At 42.2% G+C, this 26567-nt stretch carries 19 protein-coding genes, 1 pseudogene and 1 other annotated feature; of the genes and pseudogenes, 9 read left to right on the top strand and 11 right to left on the bottom strand.

Translation table 11 applies throughout. The features are described from left to right. Positions 1 to 49 precede the first annotated feature (49 nt). Positions 50 to 997 carry an AAA family ATPase gene (locus tag BPR_RS11715; RefSeq protein WP_013281703.1) on the bottom strand — a complete coding sequence of 316 codons (948 nt, stop codon included), beginning with the start codon at positions 995 to 997 and terminating at the stop codon, positions 50 to 52. Between the two features lie 214 nt (positions 998 to 1211). On the opposite strand from BPR_RS11715, the gene BPR_RS19950 reads away from it, so the two are divergent. Continuing rightward, positions 1212 to 2294, top strand: coding sequence for a GGDEF domain-containing protein (locus BPR_RS19950; protein ID WP_013281704.1), 1083 nt, complete (start codon positions 1212 to 1214; stop codon positions 2292 to 2294). Positions 2295 to 2343: 49 nt separating this feature from the next. On the opposite strand, the gene BPR_RS11725 is transcribed toward BPR_RS19950, so the two are convergent. The 6 genes from BPR_RS11725 to ptb all read right to left on the bottom strand — a co-directional run bounded on the left by BPR_RS11725 (position 2344) and on the right by ptb (position 9877). Then, positions 2344 to 3378, bottom strand: a complete 1035-nt coding sequence (locus BPR_RS11725) for a glycoside hydrolase family 43 protein (protein ID WP_242662162.1) — start codon at positions 3376 to 3378, stop codon at positions 2344 to 2346. Between the two features lie 5 nt (positions 3379 to 3383). After that, a complete protein-coding gene (locus BPR_RS11730) occupies positions 3384 to 3803 on the bottom strand; it encodes a hypothetical protein (protein ID WP_013281706.1) in 420 nt (139 codons plus the stop codon). Positions 3804 to 3942: 139 nt separating this feature from the next. Beyond that, a complete protein-coding gene (gene prfB, locus BPR_RS11735) occupies positions 3943 to 5085 on the bottom strand; it encodes a peptide chain release factor 2 (protein ID WP_013281707.1) in 1143 nt (380 codons plus the stop codon). A 27-nt stretch (positions 5086 to 5112) separates the two neighbouring features. Further along, complete coding sequence (gene secA, locus BPR_RS11740; protein WP_013281708.1) at positions 5113 to 7677, bottom strand: preprotein translocase subunit SecA; 2565 nt, start codon at positions 7675 to 7677, stop codon at positions 5113 to 5115. A gap of 188 nt (positions 7678 to 7865) precedes the next feature. Next, entirely contained in the window at positions 7866 to 8930 is a 1065-nt protein-coding gene (gene buk, locus BPR_RS11745) for a butyrate kinase (RefSeq protein ID WP_013281709.1), read from the bottom strand. Positions 8931 to 8950: 20 nt separating this feature from the next. Beyond that, positions 8951 to 9877: a phosphate butyryltransferase gene (ptb, locus tag BPR_RS11750; protein ID WP_013281710.1), complete on the bottom strand. Its 927-nt coding sequence runs from the start codon at positions 9875 to 9877 to the stop codon at positions 8951 to 8953. 237 nt (positions 9878 to 10114) lie between these two features. Between ptb and BPR_RS11755 the strand changes: the two genes are divergently transcribed. Continuing rightward, on the top strand, positions 10115 to 11293 hold the full coding sequence (locus BPR_RS11755; RefSeq protein WP_013281711.1) for an ROK family transcriptional regulator: 1179 nt from the start codon (positions 10115 to 10117) through the stop codon (positions 11291 to 11293). A 128-nt stretch (positions 11294 to 11421) separates the two neighbouring features. Further along, on the top strand, positions 11422 to 15567 hold the full coding sequence (locus tag BPR_RS11760) for a glycoside hydrolase family 16 protein (protein ID WP_013281712.1): 4146 nt from the start codon (positions 11422 to 11424) through the stop codon (positions 15565 to 15567). A 131-nt stretch (positions 15568 to 15698) separates the two neighbouring features. Here BPR_RS11760 and BPR_RS11765 read toward each other — a convergent pair whose 3' ends face one another. Then, a complete protein-coding gene (locus BPR_RS11765; RefSeq protein ID WP_013281713.1) occupies positions 15699 to 16205 on the bottom strand; it encodes an acyl-CoA thioesterase in 507 nt (168 codons plus the stop codon). Between the two features lie 185 nt (positions 16206 to 16390). Here BPR_RS11765 and BPR_RS11770 point away from each other — a divergent pair, with 185 nt between their 5' ends. Further along, positions 16391 to 17467: a glycosyltransferase family 2 protein gene (locus BPR_RS11770; protein ID WP_013281714.1), complete on the top strand. Its 1077-nt coding sequence runs from the start codon at positions 16391 to 16393 to the stop codon at positions 17465 to 17467. Between the two features lie 192 nt (positions 17468 to 17659). Next, complete coding sequence (locus tag BPR_RS11775) at positions 17660 to 18304, top strand: DUF4867 family protein (RefSeq protein ID WP_013281715.1); 645 nt, start codon at positions 17660 to 17662, stop codon at positions 18302 to 18304. Positions 18305 to 18410: 106 nt separating this feature from the next. Here BPR_RS11775 and BPR_RS11780 read toward each other — a convergent pair whose 3' ends face one another. The 3 genes from BPR_RS11780 to BPR_RS11790 all read right to left on the bottom strand — a co-directional run bounded on the left by BPR_RS11780 (position 18411) and on the right by BPR_RS11790 (position 22766). Continuing rightward, positions 18411 to 19817, bottom strand: a complete 1407-nt coding sequence (locus BPR_RS11780) for a carbon starvation CstA family protein (protein WP_013281716.1) — start codon at positions 19815 to 19817, stop codon at positions 18411 to 18413. 123 nt (positions 19818 to 19940) lie between these two features. Beyond that, positions 19941 to 21155 carry an LL-diaminopimelate aminotransferase gene (locus tag BPR_RS11785; protein ID WP_013281717.1) on the bottom strand — a complete coding sequence of 405 codons (1215 nt, stop codon included), beginning with the start codon at positions 21153 to 21155 and terminating at the stop codon, positions 19941 to 19943. A gap of 471 nt (positions 21156 to 21626) precedes the next feature. Beyond that, positions 21627 to 22766 carry an RNA-guided endonuclease TnpB family protein gene (locus tag BPR_RS11790; protein WP_013281718.1) on the bottom strand — a complete coding sequence of 380 codons (1140 nt, stop codon included), beginning with the start codon at positions 22764 to 22766 and terminating at the stop codon, positions 21627 to 21629. 132 nt (positions 22767 to 22898) lie between these two features. Between BPR_RS11790 and BPR_RS21635 the strand changes: the two genes are divergently transcribed. The 4 genes and pseudogenes from BPR_RS21635 (at position 22899) to trpE (ending at position 26566) form a co-directional block, all read left to right on the top strand. Then, positions 22899 to 23033: a DUF551 domain-containing protein gene (locus tag BPR_RS21635; protein WP_167531170.1), complete on the top strand. Its 135-nt coding sequence runs from the start codon at positions 22899 to 22901 to the stop codon at positions 23031 to 23033. Positions 23034 to 23037: 4 nt separating this feature from the next. Next, positions 23038 to 23439 (top strand): annotated as a pseudogene (gene tnpA, locus BPR_RS11795) (IS200/IS605 family transposase); the annotation flags it as partial. Positions 23440 to 23521: 82 nt separating this feature from the next. Beyond that, positions 23522 to 24613 (top strand): ribose-phosphate pyrophosphokinase, encoded by a 1092-nt coding sequence (locus BPR_RS11800; protein WP_013281720.1) that lies wholly within the window; start codon positions 23522 to 23524, stop codon positions 24611 to 24613. 54 nt (positions 24614 to 24667) lie between these two features. Next, positions 24668 to 24963, top strand: a binding site (T-box leader). Positions 24964 to 25054: 91 nt separating this feature from the next. Continuing rightward, on the top strand, positions 25055 to 26566 hold the full coding sequence (gene trpE, locus BPR_RS11805; RefSeq protein ID WP_013281721.1) for an anthranilate synthase component I: 1512 nt from the start codon (positions 25055 to 25057) through the stop codon (positions 26564 to 26566). The last annotated feature ends 1 nt before the right edge of the window (position 26567 follow it).

Below are 26567 nucleotides of genomic sequence, written 5' to 3' on the forward strand. Positions count from 1 at the left end.
TATGGGTATCAATATTATTGGCATTGTAATTTCCGTCCGTAATCAGTATTTATCGGGAAATAGTACTTTCTGTCGGCACAGGAACTTCTGCCAGAATTTCTTCAATTATGCTCTTAGCATTTCCCGAAGCGCCATAGCCTCCGTTTAGTATAAGGCGATGAGCCAGGACCGGAACAGCCAGAGTCTTGATATCCTCCGGTGTCACATAATCCCTGTCATTTGCATATGCTAAAACCTTGGCGCAATACAAGAGAGCCAGGCTTCCTCTTGGGCTTACACCGGAATTAACATCTGTTCTGTTTCTTGTCGCATCTATAATGTCAGTAATATATGCCATAAGATCAGGATGAACCTCAACCTTCATAGCCTTTTTTCTCATCACTGCAATATCTTCCGTTGTCACGACAGCTCCAAGTTCATCAAGTTTCTCAGACTTGTTTCCTTCCTGAAATCTCTTCAGTATTTCAAGCTCCTGTTCTTTGCCAGGAAATCCCATAGAAAGCTTCATGACAAATCTGTCCAGCTGAGCCTCCGGGAGAGGAAAGGTTCCACTGGTCTCAATCGGATTCTGGGTAGCTATTACAAAAAACGGCTCCTCCAGTTTTCTGGTCACACCATCAATAGTAACCTGTCTCTCCTCCATACACTCAAGGAGTCCTGCCTGAGTTCTGGGAGTTGCCCTGTTGATCTCATCTGCGAGAAGAATGTTACAAAAAACAGGTCCCGGATTAAAAACAAACTCCCCCTTGCCTGCCTGATAAACATTAAGACCTGTGATATCAGAAGGTAAAAGATCTGGTGTGAACTGTATTCTGTTATAAGTACCTGTGGTAGATTTCGAAAGTGCCTTGGCAAGCATAGTTTTTCCGGTTCCCGGAACGTCCTCTAAAAGGACATGTCCGCCGGCAACCATAGCACATATAGTTAAAAGAACTGTCTCATCCTTTCCGACAATGATTTTAGAAATGTTAGAACATACTTCTTTTATTTTATTCATTTTTTATCCCCGATTTTTTTGTATTCCCACAACTTTTTTGCAACCGTTTTCATGCCCTGTTTAAGGCACATGCTCCATCTTTTGAGCGGTGACTATATATAATCATACCCCAATTAATCTTTTTTTTACACTTCCTTTATTTCATTTTTATTAGTACAATATATAGTGAACGACGTCACTGTCAGATTTATGTCAGTGACTTGAGGGGTGGATAATGAGAATATTAACAAATGCCAGGACGTTAATCGACCTTTATAAAGATTACCGTTCTATGGATGATGAAGATCGCGCGGACTTTTATAAGTCCAAGTGTGATTATTATCAGAACTATGTAGGAATCAGCCTTGTGGCCGGAGTCCTCGCTTCGATTACTTATATAGTCTCTGACTATCTTTTAAACGGATCTTTTTTACCAACCTTAATTCCCAGATTATCTGCATTATTGGCTCTTGCAATCTTTTTTATCATAACTCATTTCTTCAAAAAACGGGAAATTGTTGTCTTCATGGACTTTTTACTTGCTCACTGCATAGTGCTTGCAACAATTTGGGCAATTTACCATTTGGATGACAGAATACATGCAAGTGAAGGTTTCATTATCATGAATGTAATGTTCATGACAGTGGGATTTGTCGCAAGACCAAGGGAAACTCTACTTTCTTCGGTTGTATTCATTTTAGAAATACTTATTTCAAATACCTTTAACCACTATTCAAATCTGGACATAATACTTGCACTCCAGCTTCCGCTGATGGTTGCCGTATTTGTATCCCATGCTCTACTAATGCTCTTTTATCTTGATCACTATCGTACGCGCCAGGAACTGGAGCTTGCCATGATCACCGATCCGCTAACTCAGGTTTACAACAGGCATCTCCTTGAAAAAATAATCACCAAGAATGCGCTGAAAGATATAGCAGGGCCTGTAGCTATTGCCATGCTTGATATTGATCATTTTAAGCAGGTAAATGATGAGCATGGTCACTACACCGGAGATCTTACTCTATTGTACATTGGTCAGAAGCTTGCAAAAGGTACTCACGAAGATGACTACGTAATCAGATATGGAGGAGAAGAATTTGTCATTATCCTCAAAAACTGTGATGTAAACAATGCCTGCGCCCGAATGGAACAGTTCAGACGCGACATTGAATCCGCAACCGACACACCTGTTCCATTTACAATTTCTGTTGGTGTATCCAGATACACCGGTGACTTTAGTAAATCTATACAGAACGTTGATCACGCGTTATATAAAGCCAAAAACACTGGCAGAAACAAAGTTGTAGTTGTTTAAAAAACAGTAAAAAAATCCTGCAGGAATTTACCCTGCAGGATTTTTTAATTCAGTTTATCTTTTCAACCCCATCACATTTCGGTATTGGATTTATTGTTCCATCCTCATTATATGTGAACTCTGCTACGCATACGCTTCTGTGGAAAAGGCTTCCTCCCGGAAGATCTCCTGTATGGTAAAAGAGATATGAATGTCCCTTAAAATCTGCAATTCCCGGATGGTTTGTAAATACTCCGCCTTCCTCAGTCATAAGTACTCCGCCATATTTCCATGGACCTGTTGGAGAATCTGATGTTGAATAAGCCAGATGTTCATTCTGTTTACCAACGCCAAACGCAGCATAAACCATGTAATAGAGGTCATTTCTCTTATAGAACCATGGTCCTTCGCCGTAAGATGTTCCTGTATCATGACTTCCCTTGGCAAAGGCTTCTTCTGTCATAGGAACCTTAACAATTCCAACTTCCTTGTCATAGGTGATCATATTTTCATTGAGAAGTACATATCTAAGTTCAGGATTTCCGAAGTATAGATAGGCCTGTCCATCATCATCTATAAACACTGTAGGATCAATATCGTTCCAGTCTCCTTCATCAACAAGAGGATATCCAAGATCCTTAAATGGGCCTGTAGGGCTGTCTGAAATGCCAACAGCTATTGCCATTCCGCCATTTCTCTTGTGAACAGGGCAGTATAAATAGAACTTACCATTTCTCTCTACAGCCTGTGGAGCCCAGGCTCTTGCATCTGCCCAGCCTATATCATCCAGTGAAAAAATAGCCCCATGATCTGTCCAGTTAACCATATCTTTAGTGGAAAAGCAACGCCAGTCATTCATAGTGTAGAAATCATTTACAAGCTCATCTTCATCATGAGTTGTGTATAAATACAGTGTATCTCCATACACCATAGGTGCAGGGTCTGCTGTGTAAATATCCTTGATGATCGGATTTTTGTGAAATGTCTTTTCTTCTGTCATAGTTTCTGTCATAGTTATCTCCTTAGTTGTCTCTTTTAATCCCTGTACTATCTCATCTGATCTGGTATCAGTATCATTTATCTGTTTGTCAGTTCCGCACCCCATTTGCATTACAATGAGGCAAACAATAATGCTCGTATAAATCCTATGCAAAGCTGAATCCCCTTTGATAAAGCAAATATTATAATAAGTGCAGCAATAGTCATTCCCCAGAACTGAGCAACATTATACTTAAAGCTTTTCCAGCATTTGGATATTCTAAATAATGCAACCAGATAAAATGCCATAAACGGCAACATTACAAAAGAAAAATACGAATAAGAGCAGACAAATAATATAAGCATTCCCACCATTGTTCCGCCCCATAGCTTCATAAGCGAATCCTTAGGATGGGTATCTGTAACTTCTGTAGTCCTCTCAGATATCTCATCTACATCCATGTATATCTTTTTGAAATTTATTGTAAATCTCCCTTCATAATCTTTGATTGCCTGTGCTTCATAGTCCAGGTCTTCTCCCCAGTTCCCCATATTTCAAGCTCCTTCGTTATATGATGTAGGTGTCAAAAGTTTATTTTCACACCATATGATTATACAAATAAAAAAAGCAGTGTACTCCCTAGATATTGGCAATACACTGCTCACTTCATGCGAATTATTTAATTTATGATCATTCTTCGGATGTATCTCCGACAGGCTTACCACCTGTTGCAAGCCACTTAAGGTATGCATTGATGAATGGATCAAGCTCACCATCAAGGACGCCATCTGCATTAGAAGCCTTAAATCCTGTACGAGTATCGTTAACCATAGTATATGGCTGAAGGACATAAGAACGGATCTGGCTGCCCCATGCGTTGTCCATAACCTCACCACGAATGCCGGCAAGTTTGGCAGCCTGCTCTTCCTGCTTCATGATAAAGAGTTTGGCTTTCAGCATCTGCATAGCCTTGTCCTTGTTCTGGAACTGTGAACGCTCATTCTGACAGGCAACAACAACACCTGTAGGAATATGAGTAATACGAACAGCTGATGAAGTCTTGTTGATATGCTGTCCACCGGCACCTGATGAACGATATGTATCAATTCTAAGATCATCAGGATTGATCTCGATATCCAAATCTTCCTCAATATCAGGCATAACATCGCAGGATACAAAGGATGTCTGTCTCTTGGCCTGTGCGTTGAAAGGACTGATACGGACAAGTCTGTGTACGCCGTGCTCTGACTTAAGAAGTCCATAAGCATTAGTTCCGGAAATCTGGAATGTTACTGACTTAATACCAGCTTCATCTCCATCAAGAAGGTCAAGGACTTCTGTAGTAAAGCCCTTTCTCTCAGCCCATCTTGTGTACATTCTGTACAGCATTGAAGCCCAGTCACAAGCCTCAGTTCCGCCTGCACCTGCATTTAGTCTGAGAATTACATCATATTTATCATAAGGCTGATTTAAAAGATTGCTGATACGGATATTTTCAAGCTTCTCTTCAAACTCATCAAGCTCAGATCTGATCTCTGCTGCCATATCATCATCGTCTACACCCTCTGCATTCTGCATATCAATGAGATCAATAATGTCTGTGTACTGGCTATTAAGTCTCTCAATATCAGCCACAAGATCCTGCATGTTCTTAAGATCCTTGGTCTTCTTGTTAGCCTTCTCAGCATTATCCCAGAATCCAGGCTCTTCCATCTCACGAGAAAGCTCTTCGATTATCTTCTTCTTGGTTCCAAGGTCAAGAGAAGCAGTAACCTCATCGAGAGTACCCTTCAGATTCTGAATTTCAACTTTCATTTGATCAAGTATTACCATTTATTTCTAACTCCATTCTATAAAACCTTAGACCCTGCCGTGGCAGTTCTTGTATTTCTTACCACTGCCGCATGGACATGGATCATTTGGATAAACCTTAGCTTCAACTCTCTTAACAGGAGCCTTTGCAACGCTGTCATCCTTATTAGTTCCTGTAACCTTGGCAACCTGCTCACGCTCAACTTTCTCCTCAATGTGAACATGGAAGAGAAGTCTTACTGTATCCTCTCTGATAGCCTTGGTCATATCATCGAACATCTCATATCCGGCAAGCTTATACTCAACTTTTGGATCTCTCTGGCCATAAGCCTGAAGTCCGATACCCTGACGGAGCTGATCCATATCGTCAATGTGATCCATCCACTTTCTGTCGATAACCTTCAGAAGAATAACTCGCTCAATCTCACGAATGGTCTCAGGCTCAGGGAACTCTGCCTCTTTAGCCTCATAGAGCTTAACAGCTTCTTCTTTGAGCTGCTGGGCAAGACCACTCTTAGTCAGATTATCAATACGTCCTCTGTTGATCTTCTTGAGAGGAATTGTAGGCAAAAGAAGCTCATTAAGTTCCTGAAGATTCCAATTATCAGGATCTGACTCCTCACCTACTACTGTCTGAACATCAGCCTCCACTATATCTGTGATCATCTTGTAGATAGAATCGCGAAGTGATTCTCCATCAAGAACCTTCTTACGCTCTGCATAGATGATTTCTCTCTGTTCGTTGTTAACCTGGTCATACTCAAGAAGATTCTTACGTATACCGTAGTTATTAGACTCAATCTTCTTCTGAGCTGATTCAATAGCCTTGGAAAGAGATGAATGCTCAATCTCCTGTCCATCCGGTATCTTGAGTGCGTTAAACATAGATATAAGTCTCTCAGAGCCAAACAAACGCATGAGATTATCCTCAAGTGAAAGATAGAACTTGGATTCACCCGGATCTCCCTGACGACCGGCACGACCACGGAGCTGATTATCAATACGTCTGCTCTCGTGTCTCTCTGTACCAATTATCTTAAGTCCACCGGCTGCTCTTGCTTCCTCATCAAGCTTGATATCAGTACCACGTCCTGCCATGTTGGTAGCTATTGTTACAGCGCCCTTTCTACCAGCCTCAGCAACGATCTCAGCCTCCATCTCATGGAACTTGGCATTAAGTACCTGATGCTGAATGCCACGCTTTTTGAGAAGCTTACTGATTTCCTCAGAAGACTCAATAGTGATAGTTCCGACAAGAACAGGCTGTCCCTTAGCATGAGCTTCTACTACTGCATCACAGATAGCATTAAGTTTCTCTTTTTTGGTCTTATATACAGCGTCCTGATGATCTATTCTGATAACAGGCTCGTTAGTAGGAATCTCGATAACATCAAGTCCGTAAATATCACGGAATTCTCTCTCCTCAGTAAGAGCTGTACCTGTCATACCACACTTCTTCTCAAACTTATTAAAGAAGTTCTGGAAAGTAATAGTAGCAAGAGTCTTGGACTCTCTCTTAACCTTAACATGCTCCTTGGCTTCAATAGCCTGGTGAAGACCGTCTGAATAGCGACGTCCCGGCATTACACGTCCTGTAAACTCATCAACAATGAGGACTTCGTCATCCTTAACAATATAGTCATGATCCTTCTGCATAAGGTTATTTGCACGAAGAGCAAGGATGATGTTGTGCTGGATCTCAAGGTTCTCAGGATCAGCAAGGTTTTCTATACGGAAGAATCTCTCAACCTTGGCAACACCCTGTGCTGTAAGGTTTACGATCTTATCCTTTTCATTAACGATGAAATCACCTGTCTCTTCTCTCTCGATACCCATGATGGCATCCATCTTGGTCAGGTCTTCCATATCCTCACCACGAGTCATCTGCTTGGCAAGAACATCACATGCCTCATAGAGCTTGGTAGACTTGTCGCTCTGACCGGAAATAATAAGAGGAGTTCTGGCTTCATCAATAAGAATAGAGTCGATCTCATCGATGATCGCATAGTTGAGTCCACGAAGAACACACTGTTCCTTGTAGATTGCCATGTTATCACGAAGATAATCAAATCCCAGCTCATTATTGGTTACATATGTAATATCGCAGTTGTATGCCGCTCTTCTCTCTTCAGAAGTCATACTGTTGAGAACTACACCAACTGTTAGACCAAGGAACTCATGAATCTTACCCATCCACTCAGCATCACGCTTAGCAAGGTAATCGTTAACTGTTACTACATGAACACCCTTGCCAGCAAGAGCATCAAGATAGGAAGGAAGTGTAGCTACAAGAGTCTTACCTTCACCGGTTCTCATCTCCGCAATTCGTCCCTGATGAAGAATAACACCACCAATAAGCTGTACTCTGAAGTGTTCCATTCCAAGAACTCTCTTACCTGCCTCACGAACTACTGCATATGCCTCAGGCATGATATCATCGAGGGTCTGGCCATCTGCAAGCCTCTTCTTGAACTCCTCGGTCTTGCCGCGAAGCTCCTCATCTGAAAGTGCATGCATCTGTGGCTGCATAGCCTCAATAGCATCAACAGTACTGCGGATGCGCTTAAGTTCTCTCTCACTGTGTGTTCCTATAATCTTGTCAATAATACTCATAATAATTCTCCCAATGCATAAGGATTTGGCCTGTTATTATATGCTGAAAAGGGCATAGTAATCCCCATATAATTGCAAAAGTCCATTGCACATTGTAGCAGATTTACGCCAACTATTCAACCATATCAAAACCCCCGATTTCAGCTAACATGAAATCGAGGGTTTTGTGATTTTTATTCTGTTATGAATTAGTACTGCTGAGCCTTCTCTTCACCGTTAAGTACGCGGATAGCTCCCTGAGCAAGAGCAAGAAGCTCATCTTCTCCAGGATAAACAGTAACAGGGCATATCCAGTCAACACGCTCCTTGATAGCGTCTGTAATAACCTGACCGTAAGCAATACCACCTGTAAGGATGATCTGATCAACCTTACCCTTAAGAACTGTAGCGCAAGCGCCTATATTCTTGCAGATCTGGTAAATGAAAGCGTCACGAACAAGGATAGCCTTCTCGTTGCCCTCATCACACATCTTGTTTACTTCTCTCATATCGTTGGTTCCAAGGTATGCATTAAGTCCGCCATAACCAACAATCTTCTTTTTCATCTCATCATATGTGTACTTGCCTGAGAAGCACATATCAACAAGAGCCTTGGCAGGAATACCATTTGCTCTCTCCGGTGAGAATGCGCCGTCACCATTAAGTGCTGCATATACATCAACCATCTTGCCGTTCTTGTGAACACCTGTTGAAGTACCACCGCCCATATGAACAACGATCACGCTGATCTCGTCATATTTTTTGCCGATTTCCTTGGCATATCTGCGGGCAACTGCCTTCTGGTTAAGAGGGTGGTCAATTGAAACTCTCTCAATCTCAGGAACACCTGAAATACGAGCTACCGGCTCCATCTCATCAACTACTACAGGATCTACGATGTATGAAGGAACTCCGATCTCATCACCGATCTCTCTTGCAAGAATACCACCAAGGTTAGATGCATGCTGTCCCTGAACGCCTTTTCTAAGATCTTCAAGAAGTGCGTCTGTACACTCGTAAGTGCCACCTGGAATAGGACGAAGAAGGCCGCCTCTTCCTACGATTACGTTAAAAGACTTAATGTCGATGTTCTCTTTTTTGAGGAAATCAAGAATGATGTTCTTGCGGAAATCCTTCTGATCAATGATTGATGCATAGGATTCTATCTCCTCTGTACTGTGTCTTAAAGTTTCCTCTTTAACAAGAGTCTCGTCCTCGAAGATACCAACCTTTGTAGATGTAGAACCTGGATTAATGATCAAACTCTTTATCATGACTAATCTCCTTTTCCTAATTACAGAATTCCCTTCTTCTTGTCCTCTGCAACAACTGCTGCAAGAGCGATAGAATTAACCTTAACCTCAACTGAGTCTGATCTTGATGTCAGAATAACCGGTGCCTTGGTTCCTGTAAGTATGTTACCATTCTTGACTGTAGCAAGTCTTACGATTGTCTTGTATGTAAGATTTCCTGCGTGGATGTCAGGGAACAGAAGAATATCTGCATCACCAACGATCTTACGATCAAGAGCGCCTGCCTTATGCTTGGCTGCCTCAGGATCAATTGCAAGGTCCATGGAAAGAGGTCCGTCAACGATACAATTCTTGATCTCGCCCTCTTCACACATTCTTGTAAGCTCTGCTGCCTCAACAGTAACAGGCATCTTAGGGTTAACAACTTCTACTGCAGCAAGAGGAGCTACCTTAGGGCACTCAACGCCACAAGCTCTTGCTACTTCTACTGTATATTCAATAATAACTTTCTTGTCCTCAAGTGTTGGGTATGGCATGAAAGCAACGTCTGTAAGGAATAAGAGACGATCAATGCCAGGAATCTCAAATACACAAACGTGTGAAAGCGGACGACCTGTACGAAGTCCAACCTCTTTATCAAGAACGCTCTTAAGGAAATCTTTGGATTCAAGAGCACCCTTCATGTAGATATCAGCCTTGCCATCATGTACAAGTGAAACTGCTGTACGTGCAGCCTCGATAGTATCCTTAACATCAATGATCTCGTAATCAGCAAGGTCCATTCCAACCTCTTTAGCCTTCTCCTCGATCTGCTCCTTGTCACCAACAAGGATAGAATCAACGATTCCTCTCTCCTTGGCAACCTTAACTGCCTCAAGTACGTGTGTATCCTGAGCTACAGCTACTGACATCTTCTTGGTATCAGCAGTCTTGAGCTTGGCCAGGATATCGTCAAAGTTCTTACTCATATTATAAAACCTCCATTTTGCGTTATTAGTCCAACGAACTCGCCATATGACAAAATTTTAACACTCGCCATTATTTATTTCAATGCCTTTGTACATCTTTAGGTAAATTTAATTTTTACTTCTGCCATGTAGCCATGCTATAATTCGTTTGGTTATAGCTTTTAATTAATTGCCGTTTTATCTTTGGGGAGAGGTTACACCGGCAATGCCACAACGCTATATATTCGGGGGGAAGGTATGAAAAAAAATGGTATTAATCTCGAGCTCGTCAAAAAAGAAAACCGTTCGCTTATTCTAAAATGCATAAACGAAAACGGTCCTATGTCTCGCAAGGATATCGCTGATCTGACGCATCTTACAGCAGCTTCAGTCACACAGATAACAACTAAACTGATTGACGAAAACATCTTAACAGAACTAGGTTCTGTTTCCGAAAGCACTGGACTTAAGGGGCGAAAAAAAGTTCTTCTTGATATAGACCATGACAAAAAGATAATCTGTGCGATCAACATAGATACGCAAAAAACCACAATCGCCATATGTAATCTCAATGGTGAGCTCGTCACTGATTCACACAATAATCCCAGTATCAGAGAATTTAAAACCCAGAGTAAATTAAAGCCACAGCTTTTTTTACATGATATCTGTCAGGAAACTCTCGGACTTTTCCAGAGCCTTTCATCAGCCTGCAGAAAAAAACTCAGCTGCATAAGCGTAAGTACGCCTGGAATCATAGACAAGAAAAGCGGCACAGCGCAGAATTCCTATGGTCTCTGGGATCAGCCTGTCCCGGTCAAGGACATTCTGTCTGATGAGCTCCATCTGAATGTTCCTATTCTGGTTTCCAACAGCGTAAATGCTTTTGCCACAGCAGAAATACTGTTTGGCGCAGGTAAACAGTACGATAGCCTTCTTGTTATAAAATGGGGCCCTGAGCTTGAAAGTACTATCGTCGTAGACTCTATTGTCTATGAAGGAAGACACGGCAAAACAGCAGAGCTCGGTCATTTTATAGTAGAAAAAGACGGTCCTCTCTGCAGCTGTGGAAGGAAGGGGTGCCTTAAATCTTATGTTTCTTCATCTTACCTTGCAGATATTTTGAAAATATCAGATTTCCGTTCGGAGGACTTTGGCGCCTGTTATAAAAAAGCTGATATCAGTTCCCAAAAGCGCCTTGATCAGATCATGGATTACTTTGCCGGAAGCATAGTAAATGCATGCACTATCATAGTCCCTGACAGGATCGTACTTGCAGGAAGTCTTTTTAAAGACCGATTTATCCGTGACAAACTGATAGATGCATGCAAGTCTTATGATCCTGCTTATGATAATAACAGACTGATCTATTCTGCTATCGCAGGCCGGGAGTCATACATCGGTCCTGCGGCAGTTTATATAGCATCTGCACTTTTTTGATCTTCTCCTGTATCACCCCTGTAAAAAAGAAACTTAACTAAAATATGTGAACTAAAATTCGTCTATTGCCTCCTTTAAACTAGATTTGTATTGTGGAGTATTCCTAAATTTAAAGGAGGTATTTAGGTATGAAAAAGAGAAATTTGAAGGGGCGTCTTGCCATAGCAGTGGCATTTGCCCTCTCGTTGTCGTCTGTCTCGGCAACAAGTCTGCAGGTTATGGCAGCCATGGGACCTGTCAACGAAAGCCTCTCTCTCCCTTTTGGGCAGGTAGCCGCTTACGACGAAAATCAGGGAATTGGTTTTGTCTGGGGCGCAGCAGGTTATGATAAGTACACTGTTACTATCTCCTGCGCATCTAACGGTTATGAAAAAGTCTATACCGATCAGGAACTTGGATATCATTGGTATCCCGACGAGTATGCGGACGGAGTCTATCTGATCGAGCTTCAGGGCCAGGTTGGTGACGAACTCACAGGTGCAGTTACTGCAACTGTTACTATTGGTGAACCGTCAGAAGAACCAAATCCGGAATATCCGGATCCCGAAACACCTACTCCCGAAAACCCTGGTCCCGACACTCCAGGCACAGAAACACCTGATACCCCTGGAAGCGGTGATGGTAACGAGACCCCAGACGATAATAACGAAAATGAGCAGGTACAGCTTAAAGAAGGCGCTATCAGCCTTGCTGATGCCGAAAGTGAACTGTACGTTGGAAGTGACTGGGCAGGAGTAAATGCAACTATCAAAGAAACAGGTACAAAAGCCCTTATCACTGCAGGCAGCTATGGCTGGAATGGCGAGTGGGGACTTCAGTATATCATCAAAAACCTTGGACTATCTGTAGGAGAAACCTACACTTTATCCGCTGATCTCACATCTTCAATCGACAAAAAAGCTCTTATTAAGCTTGATGATTCCGGACAGGTTTATGAATTTATCGATCTTAAAGCCGGAAAGACTTATGAATATTCAGCTACTGCAACAATGAACGAGCTTTCAAACAACACTCTTTATATTGCTCTTGGACAGATGCAGGGAGAGCCTGCAAATCTATCAGGTGATCTTACAATCGAAAACCTCAGAATCTGTGATTCAGGCGGCAATTACATAACATTATCAGGCGGTACTGCCAACGGCTCAAAAGGTCTTGAATATGACTTTGCAGCTGATGATAACGACCTTTATGACTATGCAGACCCAGGTGCATACAAGGAAGGCTATGACCTCATCTGGGCAGATGAATTTGATGGCAACTATGGCTCATCAAATGTAGATGGCAATACAGGTCTTAACCTTGATAACTGGGGATATCAGCTGGGCGACGGAACTACTGACTGCGGCAATTACGGCTGGGGTAACAACGAGCTTGAATGCTACACAAGTGATGCCAAAAATATCTCTGTAAACGAGGACCTTGACGGAGACGGAAATCCTGACGGACTTCTTCGTATTACTGCTTCCTATGAAGAAAACGGATATAATTACGCATCTGAGAGCAGAAAGAACTACACTTCTGCAAGAATCCGTACAACAACAGCGACTAAAGAGCTCTTTAACAGTACCTATGGCTACATAGAAGGAAGAATATCCCTTCCTCAGAGTAAGGGGGCATGGCCTGCTTTCTGGATGCTTCCTCAGAGCACATCTATATACGGAGGATGGCCTGTATCCGGAGAAATTGACATTCTCGAAACAACAGGTACAAAAACCAATGAGGCTTGTTCAACACTCCACTGGGGCGTTCCGAGCCATGTATACAAGGGAAGCGGATATACAGCCCTCGACTCAGACATCAGATATTTCCATACCTATGCTGTTGACTGGGAACCAGGCAAGATGACCTTCTACTATGATGGAAAAGAAATCTATTCATCCACCAACTGGTCAAGTGCTATTTCCGGTGCTTCTGATTCACTGGGCTTTGATGCTCCATTTGATGCACCATTTTACATGATACTAAACCTTGCTGTAGACAGCGGTCAGTTCGGTGGTTCTGCTAACAAGGCAGATTTCCAGGATGATATCAACATGTACGTTGACTATATCCGCTGCTTCCAGAAATCAGACGGATACCCTGACAGCGCATCAAGATCTGCTGATGGTGGTGTCCATGATGACTGGGCAAATTACCAGGGTATAAACCAGATAGCTGATATTTCATCTGAAAACCTTGATGTCACAGGTGGTGGTCACGATGACTCACAGGCAATCGGATCCGGAAAATGGTTCCTTTCAAATCAGTCAGATGCAAGCGCAAATGCAGAAACAGTTGTAGATGAAAACGGAACAACCTGGGCTAAAGTTAACGTAACCGGTCAGGGCAGCCAGGACTATGGCGTTCAGCTCATCGGCCATTACAATGCCAAGGCAGGCTATGTATACAAAGTATCCTATGACACTTATGCAGAGGGTTCTCTTGTAGGTAAACAGGTAAACTGCGATTCCAAAGAATATGCCGGCTGGAGCACCTACGGAATCCAGGCATTTAGCCTTACTGATGCACCTGCTCACAACTCTTTCCTTTTTGCACAGTCAGAAGATTTCGACAACTGCAGAATAGAGTTCAATATTGGTGGTCAGGGAACAGGAACTGTATATATTTCGAATGTCAAAGTCGAAATTGTTGATCCTTCCGCACTTGGAACAATTGATCAAAGTGGTGTTCACGGCGTTCTTGCAGACGGAAACATGATATTCAACGGAACTTTCGATCAGGGGAACGGCCATACCGGATATTGGTCAGCAGCAAACGGAACTACTCTCCTTGTTCCAAGATATACTCTCTCAGCTCTAAGAGACAATGACGTAAGAGTTAAAGACATTGCTTCCATGAGTAACTATGAGAACATTCCCGACGGAATCAAGTATTACGAGAGAAGAGGTCAGGTTTCCGCTGACGCATCAGCTTCAGCAACTATATACCAGAGCGGTATTAAAATGACTGCTGACACCTACAATCTCTCTTTTGACCTGTATTCAGATTCAGAATCAGCTGTAAGAGCTTCTCTCCACGAAGTTACTACAAATGAGAATGGAGATCAGGTATTAGGAAAAGAGCTTGGAAACGCCAAAGCTTCATACAAGGACCTTGGAAATGTAAAGAGATATACTCTTAGCATCACAACTACTGAAGACGTTGCAAACGGCGCTGTTGTCCTTTCTTTTGCCAAGGGTACAAGTGTACAGATTGATAATGTAACAATGCACGGCGACAATCAGGCATCCGTAGTTGATGAAAATCCTGTTGATGATGACACAACATGGACAGGTGACAGCGGTGCAGGTTCAGGTATTACAATAGACGTAGATGAGAACAATGTTCACAGCATGCACGGTATTGCAAGCGGCTCCACATGGTATTCACCTCAGATAGGAAGCAGCAACTTCTCTGTTCTTGCTGGTCTTAAATATAAGCTTTCTTTTGACTACAAGATAACAGGAAACAGCAATGGAACATTTAAGTACATTGTTCAGGAAAACGGTGGAAGCTGGACAGTTGTTCAGGATGTTGTTCAGGTTGATTCCAAGGAAATGACTGCAGGGGAAGATGGTTTCTACACCTACGAGACAGTCCTTACAGCAGGCGCATCCATGGATGACTGCCACATTGACTTTGGTTTTGGTGACAGTGCAGCTAGCGGTGATATGAGTTTCTACTTCAGAAACGTGTCCATGACACTTGTAAAAGAAACATCTGAGTCAGGCGGCTCCGATAACGAAGAAGATATCGATGACGGTATATTTAATCCTGCTCCAACAGAGCCTGATGCCCCAACCGAGCCAGAAACTCCGGAAACACCTGATACTCCTGATAAGCCGGAAGTACCTACAGGATGTTTTAAGACGAGATGGGGAATAACCTATTATATCCTTAGTGATGGCAGCAAATACAAGGGAATGCTCACTCTTGGTGATCACACCTACTACTTTGGATCAAGCGGAGCCATGGTAAGAGCATCCTTTGTAACTACCAAAAAGGGAACCTACTATTTTGATATAAACGGTCACATGGTTACAGGTTTTAAGTCACTTCTCCTGCTCGAGTATTACTTTAACGAAGATGGTATTCAGCAGTTCAACACTCTGATTGAAGATGGTGGATATACCTACTATGTAAATAAGCTTGGACTTGTTGTAAAGAGCAGCTTTGTAGAGCTTCCGGATGGAATTCACTATTTTAACATCCAGGGCCATATGCTCAAAAACACATCCATCAGATTGTTGTTCAAAAAGTATACTTTTAATAAAAACGGTGTTCTTATCAAATGATAAAAAGTAAAAGCTTACCTTGCTGTAAACGAATAAGCTGTTTCTGACAAAGAATAGCTCAAAAAAGGGCGTCGCCCTGATGAATGATAAATCATCAGGTGCGATGCCCTTTTTAATCTGGTTATAAATAATTAAAAGCCTTCCATTCTGCGCTGTTTACGAAGTTCTCTTCTCTTAATGGCGCCTTCCCACTCCGCCTTCTCACTCTCTGTACGAACATTAAGTCCGTAAGGAACTATTGCAGGTGTTCCGTCATCATCAATGCAAACTTCTGTGAGATATGCCCTGTTCAGAACGTGTCTCATACCTGTTCTGACATCCTCAACATAAGTATCTACTCTAACCTCCATAGAAGTTTTTCCAACATATGTAATTTTTCCGATCATGACAAGCACATCACCAAGGACTGCTCCCTGTTTGAACTGCATGTTATCGATTGCTGCAGTTGCAATAGGATTTCCGGAATGTCTGATGGCAACTGTTCCTGCCACCTCGTCTATCCATTCCATAAGCCTTCCGCCAAACAGTCTGTTCTCCGCGTTTATGTCATCATATTTGACAACCTTGGTCCATTCTGTGATGGAGTCCTCAACATTCTTTTTGGCAATCTGTTTATCTACATGAAATACCTTGCCCATCCCCATACCTCCTAAATAGTATTGGCACGATCACTATGTGATCCTGCCCTTTCGGTCGGAATAATTCAAAATCATGAATTATATACCATTATTTTACAGGATTTTGCCCTGTTTCCGCAATGGTTAGCTTGATCAAGATATGATATGATTATGTACGAAAAAACTATTGGATTATTGGAGTTAGTATGAATACACCCAAAATCAGCATTATCATTCCCGTTTACAATAAAGCCAAATATCTGGATGAATGCGTTCGTTCAGTTTTGGACCAGACCATGTCAGATATAGAGGTCATTCTCGTAGATGACGGCTCAACAGATAATATAAGCCCTCAGATGTGCGATGACTATGCGGCAAAAGATAGCCGTGTACGCGTTATCCACAAAGAAAACGGTGGTCTCATGTCCGCCTGGATATGCGGCACCAAAGAAGCCCAAGCTCCTTATGTCAGCTATGTAGACAGCGACGACTGGGTTGATACAGATATGTATGAAGCTCTGTATAAAAAGACAACCCTCTTCCGTTATGAAAAAGATGGCGATATGTCCGAGGCCGGCAAAGACTATTTTGTCATGTCAGAAATTATTTCAAGTAACTACATTGTGGAAAAAACAAATGAGCGCCGAAAGGAAACCCAGACACTTGCGCCAGGTGAATACACAGAAAAAGGGCTCGATATTATCAGATTTCGTCTTCTTGGAGAAGAAATCCGTCCTGTAACAATGTCCAGATGTATGAAGCTGATTTCAAGGCAGCTCGTCCTTGAAAATATTCAGTACTGTAACCCTAAAATAAGAATGTCAGAGGATGTTAACATCATGCTCCCCTGCCTGTGTGACTGTCATAGGCTTGTCATCATGGAGGGAAGTTATTTCTATCATTACAGATCTGTTGGAGAATCTATAGTCCACAGCTATGATACAGGGCTTATGGCAAACCTTGAGCTCACTGACAAAACATATAGAGAAATATTAAAAATAAAGGGCATATCCAACGGAGAAGCTCAGATGGACAGAGAATATGTACAAATGCTCTTTTTATCTCTTAAAAATGAGCTCCGTTGTCAGAATCCGGATACTGTAAAAAGAGTTCGAAATATCTTTATGCGAGAAGATATCAGGAAAAAAGTGTTGGAAACCAAAATTACTGTTAGTTCCAAAGCAAACAAGCTTCTATATTTCTGTATGAAGCATCCAAATGCAGCAGCTGTAAATATTTCCAAGGCTATAATAAATGCCTACGATAAAAAAACTAATTCGTAAATACTACTCATTTGCAGCACAGTTTTATAATTATCTTTGCATATCTATTGGAACTGTGATTATAGAGCAACTTTTGAAAAGAAATGGCTATCAAATGATAGGAAAAAATGGGGATTTAGAACTATCATAGCTACTAGATGATAACTAAATTGATATGAAAGCTGCGCTTATGCAGTTTGAAAGGAGAAGGGTATGAAAATATATAATGTTACAGATCCTGAATTTACAAATTACGGCAGGATCATTGAAGGTTACGAAGAGGAAAAGAAGGCTATCGCAGAGGCACTTAAGACTAGCACTCCTATTCCTGAGGGAACAGATTATGTAGCTGAGGAGCCTGCTCTTCAGTCTCTCGATGCTGCTACTTCCATTACAAACAGCCTCTTTGGCGGATCACCTATGCAGTTTGGATGGTGTAACGGACACAACACCAAGCTCAACTGTCTTGAGTATCATCGTTCATCAGAAATTAACCTTGGTTCAACAGACTTCATTCTGCTTCTTGCCAAGAGAGAAGAAATCGTTGATTACAAGCTTGATTCCAGCAAGGTTAAGGCTTTCTTCTGCCCTGCAGGAACAATGATCGAAGTTTACGCAACAGCTCTTCACTATGCTCCATGTCAGGCTCACAAGGACAGCGGCTTCCAGGTTCTCGTAGGACTTCCTAAGGGAACTAACGTAGGTAAGCCTGAATTCGAAGCTCGCAACCAGGAAGACCGCATGCTCACAGCAACCAACAAGTGGCTCCTTGCTCACGCAGAAGCAAACGAAGCCAAGGACGGTGCTTGGGTCGGCATCACAGGCAAAAACATCGACATCGCAGAAGACCTCGCATAAAACGAATGTCGCAAGCGACATTCTCGTGCCGAGCGCGGTTGCTTTTATGCAACATATTCCTATAATGATAACCCCCACGGCTTGCAATAACCGTGGGGGATTTTTATTATCTTTTTTTAAGCAATATGATGGAATAGATTACTGCACAAAGTGCCGCCAAGGCGATACCTATCCAGTAGGCGATGTGAATGCTTATACCAAAGCCCTCTTTTGCGATCAGGATATATGTTACGCTGACCGCAGACATGAATACAGCGGGTACTGCTGTGATGAGGCTATGGTATTTATTCTTGGACTCTTTTAACAAATAAGCTGTAGCTACCCACAGACTGATCATTGCGAGGGTCTGATTACTCCAGGAAAAATATCTCCATAGAACATTAAAATCAAGTTGAGTTAGAAGCGCTCCTACGCCCAGAAGAGGAAGCGTTATAATAAGGCGGTTCGCTATGGGCTTTTGCTCAAGTCCCGTGATTTCACTAAGGATCAGTCTTGCACTTCTAAATGCCGTATCGCCAGATGTGATAGGACAGGCGATAACACCGACTATAGCCAGAACTCCTCCAACTCCCCCAAGCATACCTGTTGAAATATCATAGACAACTCCGGATTGTCCCATTGAACTTATTGCGTCATTTAGTACTTGCGAAGTTCCATAGAAAGCAACTCCACCCGCTGCCCAGATAAGGGCGATAACGGATTCTGTTAACATCGCTCCGTAGAAAACCCTTCTACCGTCATGCTCTGAAGATATGCACTTAGAGATCATAGGAGATTGAGTTGCATGAAAGCCCGAGATGGCACCACAGGCAACGGTAATAAACATATATGGCCATATTGGAAGTCCCTCGGGATGGAGGTTTTCAAGTCTTATTTCAGGAATCTGATATCCGCCTATGATTATTCCTGCCACGATTCCCACAGCCATCAGTATCAGGACCACACCAAATACTGGATATAGTTTACCAATTATCTTATCGATTGGCAGAAGCGTGGCAAGCACATAATACATCAGGATAACAACGATCCAAAAGGTCACTCCGAGGCTGTCAGGAGTAAGCCTTGCAATTAGAGCCGCAGGACTGGTTACAAATACTGTTCCGGTGAGTAGTAGCAAAAGGACAGAGAATACCCTCATCCCCCACTTAACTTTTTGTCCAAGGTAGATGCCGGATAATTCGGCTATCGATTTACCTTCATTTCTCTCAGATATCATGCCTACCATAAAATCATGTACGGCACCTGCGAGAATTGATCCAAATATTATCCACAAAAATACAACAGGTCCAAAGCACGCTCCCATTATCGCGCCAAAGATAGGGCCTGTACCTGCTATGTTAAGCAGCTGTATCAAAAATGCCTTACCCGTTTTAAGGGGAACATAGTCAACTCCATCATTAAACACATAAGCAGGAGTTTTCCTGTTATCCGGACAAAAAATCTTCTCGACTAATTTTCCATAGGTAAGATAACCGACAATAAGAACAATAAAAGATACAATTAACGATATCACTATTTAATCCCCCCATTTTCGCTTTTGGTTTTTAAATGAGCGTTCGCTATTTCGTTAATTATATTTTATAATTCTGCTTTTTTTATGTCAAAAAAATCCCTTTTCTATTCTCAGCATCAATAATTATATGTTACGTATTCTTTCAATTGCCTCAATTGTGTTTTCTCTGCTTCCAAAAGCCGTGAGTCTAAAATAGTGTTCACCATGAGGGCCAAAACCTGAACCGGGTGTTCCAACTACGTTTACCTTCTCAAGAAGCTGATCGAAGAATTCCCAGCTTGTCATGTTGCCAGGAGTACGGAGCCAGATATATGGTGCATTTACTCCGCCATACACTTCATAGCCTGCGCTCTTAAGGCCATCATAGATGTATTTGGCATTTTCAAGATAATATGCAACCTGCTCCTTGATCTGTGCTCTGCCTTCCTGTGAATAGCAGGCTTCTCCTGCCTTCTGAATGATGTAAGGTGCTCCGTTGTACTTGGTACCATGGCGCCTTGCCCACAGCGGCCAGAGCTTTTCTCCGCCAGCTGTAAGTTCTTTGGGAATTACTGTAAAGCCCAGGCGAAGTCCTGTAAATCCTGCGGTCTTGGAAAAAGACCTGAATTCAATTGCGCACTCTTTTGCCCCCTCACACTCATAAATGCTATGAGGAATACCTTCCTCAGTAATAAAGGACTCATAAGCTGCATCATATAGGATTATAGAGCCGTTCTTTCTGGCATAGTCAACCCACTCCTGAAGTCTCTCTTTGGTGATAACAGCACCTGTCGGATTATTCGGAAAGCAGAGATAGATAAGATCAGGCACCTGGCTTGGAAGGTCTGGTGCAAAACCATTTTCTCTGGTACATGGCATGTAGATAACGTCCTTGTAACCTTCTGTAATATCGTCATACTCTCCGGTTCTGCCGGCCATAACATTTGAATCAACATACACAGGGTAAACCGGATCGCAGACGGCAATCTTATTGTCACTTCCAAATATTTCCTGGATATTGCTGCAATCTCCCTTAGCTCCGTCAGAAACAAAGATTTCATCCGGAGATATGTCACAGCCTCTTGCCTTGAAATCATTCTCAGCAATGGCGTTTCTAAGAAACTCATAGCCAAGATCAGGCGCATAGCCTTTAAAGCTGCTCTCCTGTCCCATTTCGTCTACTGCACTATGAAGTGCTGTTATTATTGCAGGTGCAATAGGCCTTGTAACATCGCCAATGCCAAGCCTTATAACTTTTTTATCAGGATTCTCGCTCTGGAAGTTTCTAACCTTCTCTCCGATCCTGGAAAAAAGATAACTTCCCTGAAGCCTAAGGTAATTCTTATTTACAGTTGCCATTTTCTTTTGCTCCTTCCCAAACGCACAAAGGCGCCTTAGAGAATATTCTCTAAGACGCCCTTGTCTTAATCAAAATAGATTGTATTCCATGTATTTTTTGCTGTCAAGAAGATATAATAATATGATATAGGTGTCAAAAGTCATAAATGCGTACATGCTTGCATGTTAAGCATTTTGACTTTATGACCCGAACAAATATGAGGAATTAGCAATTTACGAAGTAAATTAGCGATTTCCGAATATTTTTAGAATTACGAAAATAACGAAGTTATGGAGTAATTCGTATATCATATGTGAAAAAATACTTTTTTATATCATTTAAGGGAGATTTACCTGTCAACTACCACACACCTAAAGGTACGTGGCTTGCGACTCCCCTGTAGTTCGTTTTAACAACTCCTACATTTTGTCGGTGGAACTTCCGTGGGGTCGCATCATGGGACGGTTGACACCGCCCCTTACGACAAAGATTTACTCTGCCGTAACTGTATCAGGTACTTGACTATCTTCAAGATAATTGATTCCCATACGGTACAGATTCATAGCTCCAATGCGGTCATCGTTAGACTTATAGCCACAGTTCTTACAGGTGAACAGATGTATCTTCTTGTCACGGTTAGCTTTTTCAATGTGCCCACATACAGGGCAGCACTGACTTGTATAGCGAGGATTAACCTTAATAACGATAGACTGATTCTGTTTAGCCTTGTAGGAGAGTTTCTGCTCAAGGTCATAGAAAGACCAAGAAACAGACACATAGCGGTCTTTGGCTCTGACACGCTCTGTAGCATTGCGAACGCCCGACAAATCTTCAAGGACAAAGAGTGTATGCTTCGGATTGTTCTCAACGAGTGCCTTTGATACTTGATGGTTTACATCCTGCATCCAACGGTTTTCTCGCTGACCGATAGCTTTGAGTCTACGTCTTGATGATGGTGTCTGACGCATTTGGAGTTCCTTACGAAGTTTGACATAGCTTGCACGTTTCTGCTTGATGGCTTTACCGCTTACAAAACCAGACTTGTGCTTACTATCATAAGTGGAAGCAACAAAGTTAATACCTCTGTCGATGCCAACAACATTACAGATATCGGAGATATTGCATTCCTCGATATCATAAGTAACGGGGATATGTAAAAAATACTTACCATGCTTGTTTACGAGTTTAGCCGTGCCAAACTTATAGATTGTATGGTCAAAATACTTAGACATACCTTCAGCAAAATAAGGAAGTTTCACACGACCATTCAGTGTATTAACCGAAAAACAGCTTTGTGTAAGGGAATAATCCCTGTTCCATACAAGGTCATACTGTGGCTTCTTGAAAGATGGCTGAATCCACTCTTTCTGATTTTCAAGAATGGTCTTATATCTTGCAATGACAGTCTTAAATACGGACTGAGCCATCTGAGATTTAAGTCCAAACTCTTCTCGGAGTGTAGAATACAAAGCCTTGTTAAGTGAGAACTGCTTTAGGTCGTGAGTACGGAACACATAGTCAGATACATAATTGCAGGCATCAGAATAAACATACATGGTTTCATCAAGTAAAACCTTACTTTCTGTATTAACGGATATCTGTATTTTAGCCGTAACTGTCATTTGTTCCATAAGTTAACCTCGTTTTTTCACTAAGCATATGATATAATAATTTTTAGTGAAAATCAATCATCTATAGGAGATTTTAGCATGGATAAATGGATTAAAGTATCAGATAAAATGCCAAATAGCTGAGAGTTGGTCTTGGCATATCATACCTATGATGACCCATTCCATAGTGACCAACATATCATCACTTCCCGCTTTGAATATCAAGATTACTGGATGAATGGAACAATCACACACTGGATGCCGTATCCTGCGCCTCCAGAGAAATAACGGTATGGATAACAGATACAATCGTCAAAATAGACGTAAGTACAGTCTAAAAGTACATATAGTTCTCGTTACAAAGTATCGTAAGCAACTGCTCAGAGGTACTATTGCCGACGATGTGAAACAGAAAATATACGATATCAGTAATTCCAAAAGGTACAGCATTATTGCTATGGAAACTGATAAAGACCATATACATTTTCTTATAAGCTATGATACTACGGACAGAGTTTGCGACATTGTAAAACTTATTAAACAGCAGACCACATACTATCTGTGGCAAAAATATCCAAACTTTCTGTCTAAGCAGTATTGGAAGAAGAGAATCTTTTGGTCTGACGGATACTTTGCTTGTAGCATAGGTGAAGTATCATCAGCCACCATACAGAAGTACATAGAAAGTCAAGGTCAATGGCTACGAATTTACACGGCTCCTCCCACCGCCCAAGGGCAGTGGGTTTCCGCCTACGACAACCGAAAGGATTATATTTATGAAAAATAACCTTGCTATTATCGCACTTGAATCTTTCCATGAACAGGGTAAAAAAGTAAATGAAATCCTGTGCAAATGGCGAAATGCCGACAATTTTATGATTTCCTGCAAATGTCCAAGATTTAGCAGCGGCGAAGCAAAGGGGATAATCTCAGAATCCATACGTGATAAAGATCTCTACATCATGGTGGATGTCTGCAACAGTTCTCTTCGCTACAAAATGGACGGCGAATATAATCGCATGTCTCCGGATGATCACTATCAGGATTTAAAGAGAATCATTGCGGCCTGCAATGGCAAGGCTTCAAGGATCACTGTTGTCATGCCGTTTCTGTATGAATCAAGACAGCATCGCAAAACCGGCAGGGAATCTCTTGACTGTGCAATCATGCTCAAAGAGCTTGAATTCATGGGTGTTAACAGTATAGTGACCTTCGATGCTCACGACCCGAGAATGTCCAATGTACTTCCGCTTATGGGGCTTGAGAATGTATCTCCTGCTCTTCAGTTCACTCAGGGGCTTCTGACGGAATATGAAGATATTCAGATTGACTCAGATCATCTTATGTTCATAGCTCCCGACGAAGGAGCCACAGAACGTGTAGTCTTTTTGGCTTCAGTATATGGCGTCAACATCGGTATGTTCTACAAGAGGCGTGATTACGCCAATATCATAGATGGTGTCAATCCTATCATTGCCCATGATTTCTGCGGTGGAGACCTGGATGGAATGGATGCGATCGTTGTGGATGACATGATTGCTTCCGGAGGCAGCATCGTAGATGTCTGCAGGCAGATAAAAGAACGCGGAGCCAGAAGGATCTTTATCTTCTCAACCTTTGGACTTTTCACTAACGGTTTTGCCAAGCTGGACAAAGCCTACGAAGAGGGCCTCTTTGACAGGATCTTCACCACCAACCTGGTTTACCAGAAAAAAGAGCTCCTCGAAAAAGAATACTATTACAGCATAAACATGAACCGCTACATCGCTGCCATCATCGACACCCTCAACAAACACGAACCAATGCAGCCCCTCGTCAAACCCGAAAAACGAATCCGCGAAACCATCCGCAACTATAAATCCGTATGAAATTGTTGACAATGGATTCGCGGATATAGTAAAGTGGATTTAATTAAATAGCACGTTAAACCAATGAAGGAGAGGAGTACCTTTTCATGATGCCTCAGAGAGAGCCGTGTTGCTGGGAAGCGGTAGGATAGTGATCTGGGAATGGACTCCTGAGGGCGCAGGGAAATGCAGTTTGTACTGCAGAGTATATGGCGACGTGAAGGCATACGTCAGTTGCCAGGGGTATGTTGGTATCCTGTGAGTATCGTACGATAATCATTGTGTGGTGTACTAGTACCCTGATAAGAGCATAGGTAATCCTATGAATTCAAGGTGGCACCGCGGAATATCTGATAATTTTCGTCCTTGATAGAAACTTATGTTTCTGTCAGGGACTTTTTTATATGATAAGGTAATTCCGTCCTGGATAGAAACGAACATTTTATTCTCAGGGAGGCAGACATGACATTTTATCCGGATTTAGACACGATCAAAACTTATGCAGCAAGCGGCAATTACGATATTGTTCCTGTAAGCTGCACTCTTCTCTCCGACTTCATAACACCAATTGAAGTCATGCGAAAGCTCAAAAAGGCATCCACTCACTGCTATATGCTCGAATCAGCCCAGGCAGATGAGAAATGGGGCAGGTATACCTTTCTTGGATATGACCCTAAGCTTGAAATCACATGCATTAACGGACATATGAAGATAGGTGACAGTTCTTTTGACACTAAAGACCCATCTGCTCATATCAGAGATATCATGCACAGTCACAGAAGTCCTAAGCTTTCCACTCTTCCAACCTTTACAGGAGGTCTTGTAGGTTATTTTTCCTATGATTATCTGACTTATTCAGAACCGACTGCCAAGGTAAGCGTCAACGACACAGAGGAATTCAAAGATGTGGATCTTATGCTATTCGACAAGGTCATTGTTTTTGACAATGTAACGCAAAGGATAATCCTCATCGCCAACATGAATTTGAATTCAAACGCTGCAGGTTCAGCTTCAGATGTAAGCTTCAGTACACTTGAAGATAACTATAATGAAGCTGTTTCAGAGCTTAATAAGATAAAAGATCTCCTCATATACGGAGAGAAACAAATAGAGCCCAAAGGGAAGTTACTCAGCCCTATAAAGCCTTTGTTTGACAAGGAAACCTACTCTGACATGGTTATCCGCGCTAAAAAGCATATCTTCGAGGGTGATATTTTCCAGATCGTACTCTCCAACTATCTGACAGCGGATTATGAAGGAAGTCTCTTTGAAACATACAGAAGGCTTCGCACTATCAACCCTTCGCCCTACATGTTTTATTTTTCAGGGACAGATGTTGAGATTGCAGGTGCATCTCCCGAAACGCTGGTAAAACTTGAAGATGGTGTCCTCCACACCTTTCCTCTTGCAGGAACACGAAAAAGAGGAACTACAGAAGCTGAAGATATAGCCTTGGAAAAAGAGCTTCTTGCCGATGAAAAGGAGCTGGCTGAGCACAACATGCTCGTTGACCTTGGAAGAAATGATCTTGGTAAGATCAGTAAATTTGGGACTGTAGAAGTTGAAAAGCTTCATTCTATCGAAAGGTTCTCCCACGTTATGCATATCGGCTCTACCGTTCGAGGGATCATCAGAGATGACAGGGATGCTCTTGATGCAATAGAAGCCGTGCTTCCAGCAGGAACTCTTTCAGGAGCTCCCAAAATCCGCGCCTGCCAGCTTATTGGGGCTCTCGAGGGCAATAAGCGCGGCGTCTACGGAGGTGCTATCGGATACATTGATTTTTCAGGAAACATGGATGCCTGCATAGCCATAAGGCTTCTCTACAAGAAAAACGGCAAAGTCTTTGTAAGAAGCGGCGCAGGAATAGTCGCAGATTCTAACCCGGAAAAAGAATATGAGGAATGCATAAATAAGGCAAAGGCAGCTCTTACTGCTCTTGAGAACACTATGGCAGATGAGAAAGGCAGGTAAA

The sequence above is a fragment of the Butyrivibrio proteoclasticus B316 genome (assembly GCF_000145035.1).
Taxonomy (GTDB): domain Bacteria; phylum Bacillota; class Clostridia; order Lachnospirales; family Lachnospiraceae; genus Butyrivibrio; species Butyrivibrio proteoclasticus.

Excerpts from the sequence above, each read along its gene's own strand:
- BPR_RS11785 (WP_013281717.1), bottom strand. The coding sequence starts at position 21,155 with ATGGCAACTGTAAATAAGAATTACCTTAGGCTTCAGGGAAGTTATCTT.
- BPR_RS11755 (WP_013281711.1), top strand. The coding sequence starts at position 10,115 with ATGAAAAAAAATGGTATTAATCTCGAGCTCGTCAAAAAAGAAAACCGT.
- prfB (WP_013281707.1), bottom strand. The coding sequence starts at position 5,085 with ATGGTAATACTTGATCAAATGAAAGTTGAAATTCAGAATCTGAAGGGT.
- BPR_RS11765 (WP_013281713.1), bottom strand. The coding sequence starts at position 16,205 with ATGGGCAAGGTATTTCATGTAGATAAACAGATTGCCAAAAAGAATGTT.
- trpE (WP_013281721.1), top strand. The coding sequence starts at position 25,055 with ATGACATTTTATCCGGATTTAGACACGATCAAAACTTATGCAGCAAGC.
- BPR_RS11790 (WP_013281718.1), bottom strand. The coding sequence starts at position 22,766 with ATGGAACAAATGACAGTTACGGCTAAAATACAGATATCCGTTAATACA.
- secA (WP_013281708.1), bottom strand. The coding sequence starts at position 7,677 with ATGAGTATTATTGACAAGATTATAGGAACACACAGTGAGAGAGAACTT.
- BPR_RS11770 (WP_013281714.1), top strand. The coding sequence starts at position 16,391 with ATGAATACACCCAAAATCAGCATTATCATTCCCGTTTACAATAAAGCC.
- ptb (WP_013281710.1), bottom strand. The coding sequence starts at position 9,877 with ATGAGTAAGAACTTTGACGATATCCTGGCCAAGCTCAAGACTGCTGAT.
- BPR_RS11775 (WP_013281715.1), top strand. The coding sequence starts at position 17,660 with ATGAAAATATATAATGTTACAGATCCTGAATTTACAAATTACGGCAGG.
- BPR_RS11725 (WP_242662162.1), bottom strand. The coding sequence starts at position 3,378 with ATGGGGTGCGGAACTGACAAACAGATAAATGATACTGATACCAGATCA.
- BPR_RS11800 (WP_013281720.1), top strand. The coding sequence starts at position 23,522 with ATGAAAAATAACCTTGCTATTATCGCACTTGAATCTTTCCATGAACAG.
- BPR_RS11730 (WP_013281706.1), bottom strand. The coding sequence starts at position 3,803 with ATGGGGAACTGGGGAGAAGACCTGGACTATGAAGCACAGGCAATCAAA.
- buk (WP_013281709.1), bottom strand. The coding sequence starts at position 8,930 with ATGATAAAGAGTTTGATCATTAATCCAGGTTCTACATCTACAAAGGTT.
- BPR_RS11715 (WP_013281703.1), bottom strand. The coding sequence starts at position 997 with ATGAATAAAATAAAAGAAGTATGTTCTAACATTTCTAAAATCATTGTC.
- BPR_RS11760 (WP_013281712.1), top strand. The coding sequence starts at position 11,422 with ATGAAAAAGAGAAATTTGAAGGGGCGTCTTGCCATAGCAGTGGCATTT.
- BPR_RS19950 (WP_013281704.1), top strand. The coding sequence starts at position 1,212 with ATGAGAATATTAACAAATGCCAGGACGTTAATCGACCTTTATAAAGAT.